The 7,331-nt window shown below is 69.0% G+C and carries 7 protein-coding genes and 2 tRNA genes; 6 read left to right on the top strand and 3 right to left on the bottom strand.

All coding sequences use genetic code 11. The features are described 5' to 3' along the window. Positions 1–141: 141 nt before the first annotated feature. Complete coding sequence (locus ACFVJS_RS24945) at positions 142–750, bottom strand: biotin transporter BioY (RefSeq protein ID WP_378886051.1); 609 nt, start codon at positions 748–750, stop codon at positions 142–144. 111 nt (positions 751–861) lie between these two features. Between ACFVJS_RS24945 and ACFVJS_RS24940 the strand changes: the two genes are divergently transcribed. After that, positions 862–1,431: a TetR/AcrR family transcriptional regulator C-terminal domain-containing protein gene (locus ACFVJS_RS24940; protein WP_378886049.1), complete on the top strand. Its 570-nt coding sequence runs from the start codon at positions 862–864 to the stop codon at positions 1,429–1,431. A gap of 79 nt (positions 1,432–1,510) precedes the next feature. Here the strand turns inward: ACFVJS_RS24940 and ACFVJS_RS24935 are convergent, their stop codons facing one another. After that, positions 1,511–2,599, bottom strand: a complete 1,089-nt coding sequence (locus ACFVJS_RS24935) for an alpha/beta fold hydrolase (protein ID WP_378886047.1) — start codon at positions 2,597–2,599, stop codon at positions 1,511–1,513. Between the two features lie 67 nt (positions 2,600–2,666). Continuing rightward, positions 2,667–3,521, bottom strand: a complete 855-nt coding sequence (locus ACFVJS_RS24930) for a 3-methyladenine DNA glycosylase (protein ID WP_378886045.1) — start codon at positions 3,519–3,521, stop codon at positions 2,667–2,669. Between the two features lie 61 nt (positions 3,522–3,582). Here ACFVJS_RS24930 and ACFVJS_RS24925 point away from each other — a divergent pair, with 61 nt between their 5' ends. The 5 genes from ACFVJS_RS24925 (at position 3,583) to ACFVJS_RS24905 (ending at position 7,213) form a co-directional block, all read left to right on the top strand. Next, a complete protein-coding gene (locus tag ACFVJS_RS24925; protein ID WP_378886043.1) occupies positions 3,583–4,395 on the top strand; it encodes a fumarylacetoacetate hydrolase family protein in 813 nt (270 codons plus the stop codon). 35 nt (positions 4,396–4,430) lie between these two features. Then, positions 4,431–5,921 (top strand): glutamate--tRNA ligase, encoded by a 1,491-nt coding sequence (gene gltX / locus ACFVJS_RS24920; protein ID WP_378886053.1) that lies wholly within the window; start codon positions 4,431–4,433, stop codon positions 5,919–5,921. 19 nt (positions 5,922–5,940) lie between these two features. After that, positions 5,941–6,879 (top strand): CPBP family intramembrane glutamic endopeptidase, encoded by a 939-nt coding sequence (locus ACFVJS_RS24915; protein WP_378886042.1) that lies wholly within the window; start codon positions 5,941–5,943, stop codon positions 6,877–6,879. A 123-nt stretch (positions 6,880–7,002) separates the two neighbouring features. Next, positions 7,003–7,074 (top strand) — tRNA-Gln (locus tag ACFVJS_RS24910). A 63-nt stretch (positions 7,075–7,137) separates the two neighbouring features. Next, positions 7,138–7,213: transfer RNA gene (locus ACFVJS_RS24905), tRNA-Glu, on the top strand. Positions 7,214–7,331 lie beyond the last annotated feature (118 nt).

Below are 7,331 nucleotides of genomic sequence, written 5' to 3'. Positions count from 1 at the left end.
TGGGGCGACTGCCCCCAACTTTGGCTGCCCACGAGCCGGTGGCGCTGCTGGGTCAGCGATTGTGGGGTGGGCTCCTGGTGGGTGCGTGCGCCGCCGTGGTCGGGGCACCCCACCCGCCCCCCGGCGGCCTCGAAGCGGATCTCAGGCACGTCGGCCGAGCAGCTTCGGGAAGGCGCGGTGGACCTGCGAGGCGACGACCGCGGCCACGGCGGCCTTGATGAAGTCGCCGATCCAGTAGGGAGCGTCGAACGCCGCCGCCTCGGGCAGGCCGACGCGGAGCACGATGGCCATCCCGATGATCCCGCCGACGTGGTTGATCACGACGCCGACGACGCAGGCGGCGAAAACCAGGAGCGGGTTGGTGCGGCGCGCGCGCAGGACGTACTTCACGAGCAGGCCGACGGCGAGCACCATGACCGGGAACGACCACAGGTAGCCACCGGTCACCCCGACGAAGACGCCGGGGCCGGAGGCGTGGCCGGCGAAGACGGGCAGGCCGGCGACGCCGAGGATGAGGTAGAGCATGACCGCCGCGGTGCCGCGCAGCGGGCCCAGCAGGGCACCGGTGAGCAGCAGCGCGAATCCCTGCAGTGTCAGGGGCACTCCGGCGCCGCCCATCGGGATGGCGGCGAGGTAGGAGCAGACCGCGATCAGAGCCGCGAAAGCGGCGATCAGCGCGAGGTCGGTGGTGTCGAGACGCGACGACGTGGCCGCGGGGGTCTCATCGGTGCTTGTGGGGGACTCGGTCATACTCGCTCCTGCGTACTCAGACCTGAACCTTGGTCAGGTGAACGGTGTTCAGGTTAAGGTCGACGTACATCTTCGTCCACTTCGTCCCATCACCCGGCCCCTGGGAGCAACATGCGATACCGCCGCGAGGACGTCGTCGCCCGCGCGCTGCAGGTCCTCGACGACTACGGTCTCGCCGACCTGACCATGCGCCGCCTCGGCACCGAGCTCGGCGTACGTCCCAGCGCGCTCTACCACCACTTCGCCAACAAGCAGTCCCTGCTGGCCGCGGTGGCCGACGAGATCCTGCTGCGCGGCCGGCACGAGCAGGCGGGAGCCTGGGACGTACGCGTCACCGGCATCTGCACCGACCTGCGCGACTCGTTGCTGGCCTACCGTGACGGCGCCGAGGTGGTCGCGACCGTGTGGGCCTTCGGACTGGGCGCGACCCAGCCCTACGACGACCTCGTCGCGGCGCTGAACGACGGCGGCCTCGGCGACCTCGCTCCGACCGCTGCCCGCACCCTGCTCCACTTCGTCTACGGTCACGCCGTCGACGAGCAGACCCACCTCCAGGCGGCCGCGGCAGGCGCGATCGAGGACGACGTACGCGACACCGATGACTTCGTCGCCGGCCTCGGTCTGATCGCCGCCGGCATCTCGATGGCCAAAGCCGTCCGCGAGGCCTCCGCCGACCGCTGACCCGGCTGCCGGTGTCGCTCGCCTCGACGGGTGGGTTCGGCATGGCGCACAGCCTGCCACCCGCCACCGACAACCAGGCTCAGTCGTGCTGGGCGAACCACTCGTCGAGGAGCGGCCAGGTGGTCTCCCGGGCGGCGCGACCGGTGAGCAGACCGAGATGGCCACCGGGGACGATCTCGAAGCGGAGCTCCTCGGCGCCGGTGAGCAGGTCGACCAACGGGCGGACGGAGGCGACCGGGCCGATGCCGTCGTTGGCGCCGGCGACGACGAGGGTGGGCTGCTTGACGTCGCGCAGGTAGACGCTGTGACCGTCGCCGAGATCGATCTGCCCGCTGAAGAGCGCGTTGGTGCGGAAGAAGTGGTGGTAGAGCTGCCCGAACGTACGCCCCGGGTAGGCGATGATGTTGTCGGTGAAGCGGTCGACCGCTTCGAGTTGGGCGAGGAACTCGCGGTCTGCCAGGTTGGACAGCTTCGCCACCGGCTTGGTGAACATCTTGTCGACCGAGGAGAGCTGGAAAGCCCACCTGACCAGCGGCTTCGGGGCGCCGCCGAAAGCCTGGTAGGCGGTGGTGACCAGGTTGCCAGGCGGCAGGTTGAGGAGCGGCCGCAGCGGCGCGATCAGCGGCACCTGACGTACGTCGCAGGGCGAGCCGAGCACCGCCAGCGAGGCGATCGGGAGGTCGGGGGAGTCGGCGGCGGTGAGCATCGTGAAGATCCCGCCCAGCGACCAGCCGACCACGTGCACCGGCCGACCGCCGGCGTGCTCGGAGACCGACCGGATCGCCTCGGGCACGACGTGAGCGATCCAGTGCTCGATGCCGAGGCTGCGGTCGGCGAAGTTCACCTCGCCGTACTCGACCAGATAGGTCGGCCGGTTCGTCTCCACCAGGTGCTCGACGACCGAGCAGCCGCGCCGCAGGTCGTAGCAGATCGCCGGCGCCGCCAACGGCGTCACCAGCAGCACGGGGTCTCCCTCGGGCGTCTCGCCCGCCACCGGACGGTAGTGGTAGAGCTCGCGCCGGGTGCCGTCGTCGATCAGCGTGCGCGGCATCGGTCGGACGTCGGCGAGCCCGCCGTAGAGGAAAGAGTGTGCGACGTTCCCCGCCGCGGCGCCGACCGTGGTGGCGATCGAGGCGGCAGTGCGTCGAGGGCGGGGAAGAATGGCCATTATGGGGTTAACGTAGCCCGGCGACCGAGGTCACGGCGGCAACACCGCCCACTGCGTGTGACGTCCGTTACGCCTCGAGGAGCCGCTCGCACTCGGCGATCAGGCGCTCCCGGAGCGGAGCGGCCCGCTCGGCGAAGGCGCGCTGGGCGGCGGCGTACTCCTGCTTGCCGGCGGCGGTCTCGATCCGGATCGGGGCGAGGCCGAGCTCGGCGAGGTCGTACGGGGCCGCCTTCATGTCCATCGTGCGGATCTCCCAGGCGAGCTCGAAGCAGTCGGCGACCAGGTCGGAGGAGACCAGCGGCGAGAGCCGGAAGGCGTGCTTGTAGAGGTCCATGTTGCCGTGCAGACACCCCGGCTGCTCGAAGTCCGCACGGTCGTCCGACCGCGGCGAGAGCGTGTTGAGCGAGAGCGCCGGGGGAGTGAAGAAGCGGTACGCGTCGAAGTGGCTGCACGCGATGCGGTGGGACTCGACCACACGGTCGGTGCCCGCAGTCCCCAGCCGCAACGGCCAGTCGGCGTGGCGTACCTGCTCCGGGGTCAGCTGGTAGACCATGGCCCACTCGTGGAGGCCGAAGCAGCCGAAATGGCCGTCGCGCGAAGCGGTCGCCCGAAGCAGCTTGAGCAGCGTCTCGACGAGCAGGCGCTTGTCGGCGAGGAAGTCCGCCGAGACCGTGCCGTTCGAATAGCCGCGCAGATCCGCGTACTCCGTGGCGTCCGACAGGGTCACCCCGAACCCCGGGTGCCAGCGCAGCAGCTGCGCGGGGCGGTAGGAGTAGTAGGTGAAGAGGAAGTCGTTGACCGGGTGCTTGACCCGGGCGCCGCGGCGGGCGAGATGCGGCTCGACATAGGGCGCCAGGCGCTCGCGGTGGGCGGCCGCGCGAGCGGTCCACTCCGAACGCGACAGCACCTCCACGACGGACAAGCCTACGAAGGCGGCGCATAGTGAAGTGAATCGTGGCGACGGGTCCGGATAGGCTCAGCCTGTGCGCATCGCCAGATTCACGACCAAGGGTGGCGAGCCCCAGTTCGGCGTCGTCATGGGGGACCTCGACGGCTACGGCCAGCTCAGCGAGGACGCGACCGTCGTCGCGCTCCAGGGCGACCCGCTGTTCTCGGGCATCAACCTCACCGATCAGGTCCACAAGTTCGACGACGTCAAGCTGCTCGCGCCGGTGATCCCGCGCAGCAAGGTGGTCGCGGTCGCCCGCAACTACGCCAAGCACGCCGCCGAGCTGGGCAACGAGGTGCCGGAGGAGCCGCTCTTCTTCATCAAGCCCAACACCGCGGTCTGTGGGCCGGACGACGCGATCCAGCGCCCCGCGGGGGTCGAGGACCTCCACTTCGAGGGCGAGCTCGCGATCGTGATCGGCCGGATCTGCCGCGATGTCCCGCAGGAGAAGGTGAAGGACGTCATCTACGGGATGACGGTCGCCAACGACGTGACCGCCCGCGACGTCCAGCGCCGGACGAAGCACTTCTCCCAGGCGAAGGGCTACGACACCTTCTGCCCGCTCGGTCCCTGGATCGAGACCGAGGTCGAGCTCGAGCAGCTCGCTGCCGGCGTACGCATCCAGACATTCCTCAACGGTGACGTCGTCCAGGACGGGTCCACGAAGGACCTCGTCCACGACATCCCGAAGCTGATCGCCCACATCACCAGCGTCATGACGCTGCTGCCGGGCGATGTGATCCTCACCGGCACCCCCGAGGGTGTCGGCCCCATGGAGCCCGGCGACGAGATCGAGATCTTCGTCGAAGGGCTCGGAGCTCTGACGAACAAGGTGGCACAGCGTTGAACAACACAATCGACCCGAAGGACTACCGGGTCCGGATGGCGCCCTCGCCGACGGGGTCGCCCCACGTCGGCCTGGTCCGGACGGCCCTGTTCAACTGGGCCTTCGCCCGCCACCACGGCGGCACCTTCGTCTTCCGCATCGAGGACACCGACAAGGCGCGCAACACCCAGGAGTCCTACGACGGGCTCATCGACCTGATGCGCTGGCTCGGCCTCGACTGGGACGAGGGCGTCGAGGTGGGTGGCCCCTACGGCCCCTACCGCCAGTCGGAGCGCTCGGAGATCTACGCCGACGCGCTCGGTCGCCTGCGCGCCTCCTCCTACGTCTACGAGTGCTACTGCACCGGCGAGGAGACCACCGCCCGCTACGAGGAGCGGCTTGCCGCCTACAAGGCCGCCAAGGCCGCCGGTGAGAAGGGCGAGGCGCCCGCTCAGGGCTACGACAACCACTGCCGCAACCTGAGCGAGGACCAGATCAAGGCGTACGAGGCGGAGGGCCGCTCCTCGGTGCCGCGGTTCCGCATGCCCGACGGCTCGATCACCTTCAACGACCTCGTCCGCGGCGAGGTGACCTTCGAGACCAAGCACGTCCCCGACTACGCGCTCGCGCGCGCCAACGGCGACCCGCTCTACACGCTCACCGCGCCGGTCGACGACGCCACCATGAACATCACCCACGTGTTCCGTGGCGAGGACCTGCTCTCCTCGACCCCGCGCCAGATCGCGCTCTTCGACGCGTTCGTCGAGATCGGCCTGGCCGAGCGTGCGCCCGAGTACGGTCACCTGCCCTACGTGATGGGCCAGGGCAACAAGAAGCTCTCCAAGCGCGACCCGGAGGCGCACGCGCTGAAGTACCGCGAGGAGGGGTTCCTGCCCGAGGGTCTGCTCAACTACGTGGCGCTGCTCGGCTGGGCGATCGCGGCCGACCGCGACATCTTCACCATGGAGGAGATGGTCGAGGCCTTCGAGATCTCCGACGTCGTCAAGAACCCGGCCCGCTTCGACATCAAGAAGGCCGAGGCGATCAACGCCTCCCACATGCGGCTGCTGCCGGTCGAGGAGATCACCCACCGGGTGATTCCCTACCTCAAGGCCGACGGCGTCATCGGCGACCCGGTGCACGACGCCGACGCGCAGATGCTGGAGGCGGCGATGCCGCTGGTCGCCGAGCGGATCAACAAGCTCGGCGAGGCCTCCGACATGCTGCGCTTCCTCTTCGTCCCGGAGGCCGAGTTCACCCTCGACGAGGAAGACGCCGCCAAGCTGCTCGACGAGGAGGGCCTGGGCGTCGTCCAGGCTTCGTACGACGCTCTCTCGGGTCTCTCGACGTGGTCGACGGCCGAGATCCAGGACGCGCTGACCGCGGCCCTGATCGACGGCCTCGGGCTCAAGCCGCGCAAGGCGTACGGCCCGGTGCGGGTCGCGGTGACGGGCAAGCGGATCAGCCCGCCGCTGTTCGAATCCATCGAGCTGCTCGGCCGGGAGCGTACGCTGGGGCGCCTGAAGGCGGTTCTCGGGAGGAGCTGAACGTGGCAGGACGGGCAGGATGAGCACGGTCATGGAGCCGCCCTCGGGACTGGCGTACTACGAGGTGCAGCGCAGCGGGCGCAGCGGCTGGGGGCGACCCCTGGTCGGACTCATCCTGATCGGACTGTGCGTCTTCTTCGTCTCGCCGGCCGTGGTGCTGGCCGGGTTCGAGGTCTTCTTCGTGCTCGCCGGCGACGACGTCGAGACCGGGATGGCCCGGGTGGCCGACGTGGAGAACGTCACGCCGGAGTCGCTGGCTTTCCTGCTGCTGTCGCTGGCCGGGGCGATCCCGGCGGCGATGCTGCTGTGCTGGGGGCTGCACGGGCTGCGGCCCGGGTGGCTCGCCTCGGTCGAGCGCCGGATCCGCTGGCCGTGGCTGCTGCAGTGCCTCGGGATCGCGGCGGTCACGATGGTGGTCACCATCATCATCGCCTCCCGGCTGCCGATCCCGGGCGACGACCTCGGCCCGAGCACGCTCAACCCCTACACGAGCACGATGCGCGACTTCGTGCTCGTGATCGTGCTGCTCACCCCGCTGCAGGCGGCGGGGGAGGAATACCTCTTCCGTGGCTACATCTTCCAGACCTTCGGCTCGCTGTTCGGCGGGATGGCCTGGGCACGGACCGTCTCGGTGACGATCACCGCGTTGCTGTTCGCCTTCGCCCACGGGTCCCAGGATCTGCCGCTGTTCCTGGACCGGTTCGCGTTCGGGATCGTGGCCGGCATCTGTGTGATCGCCACCGGCGGCATCGAGGCCGGCATCGCGCTGCACGTCCTCAACAACTTCGTCAGCCTCGGCATGGCGGTCGCCTTCGGCGACATCTCGACGGTGCTCAACACCACCGAGGGCTCGTGGTGGCGGATCCCGGTGACGCTGGTCCAGTCGGGTGTCTTCCTCGCTCTGACCGTCTGGGCGGCGCGATCAGCAGGCCTCTCGACCACGACGAAGAGGCCCTGAGTCGGGCACAGTGGGCGTGCCGATTTCGTCGCCGAGGGCCCTCGCCGGTAATGTTTCCTCTCGGTTCGAGGGAGAAATCCCCTGGGCCGGATCGTCCTTGTGAGGTTTAGTCCAGCAAGGCGATGGGCTATGGTGTAATTGGCAACACGACTGGTTCTGGTCCAGTTATTCTAGGTTCGAGTCCTAGTAGCCCAGCGGATCCTCTCCGGAGGATTTGGGAGTCACCGAAGCGGTTCGCTAAGGTTTCACCCGCTGCAAGCCCCCGTCGTCTAGCGGCCTAGGACGTCGCCCTCTCACGGCGGTAACGCCGGTTCAAATCCGGTCGGGGGTACCACGCAGGAAGGGCCCCGAGTCATTGACTCGGGGCCCTTCGTCATTTCTGTCGCCGGTATGGACACGCCTGCGCGGCGGGGCGGTGCCGATGTGGGGGATCGGCAGGTCATCCGGTAATG

The sequence above is a fragment of the Nocardioides sp. NPDC057772 genome, from assembly GCF_042798075.1.
GTDB lineage: Bacteria > Actinomycetota > Actinomycetes > Propionibacteriales > Nocardioidaceae > Nocardioides.
This window is presented reverse-complemented; position numbering and strand designations above follow the sequence as displayed.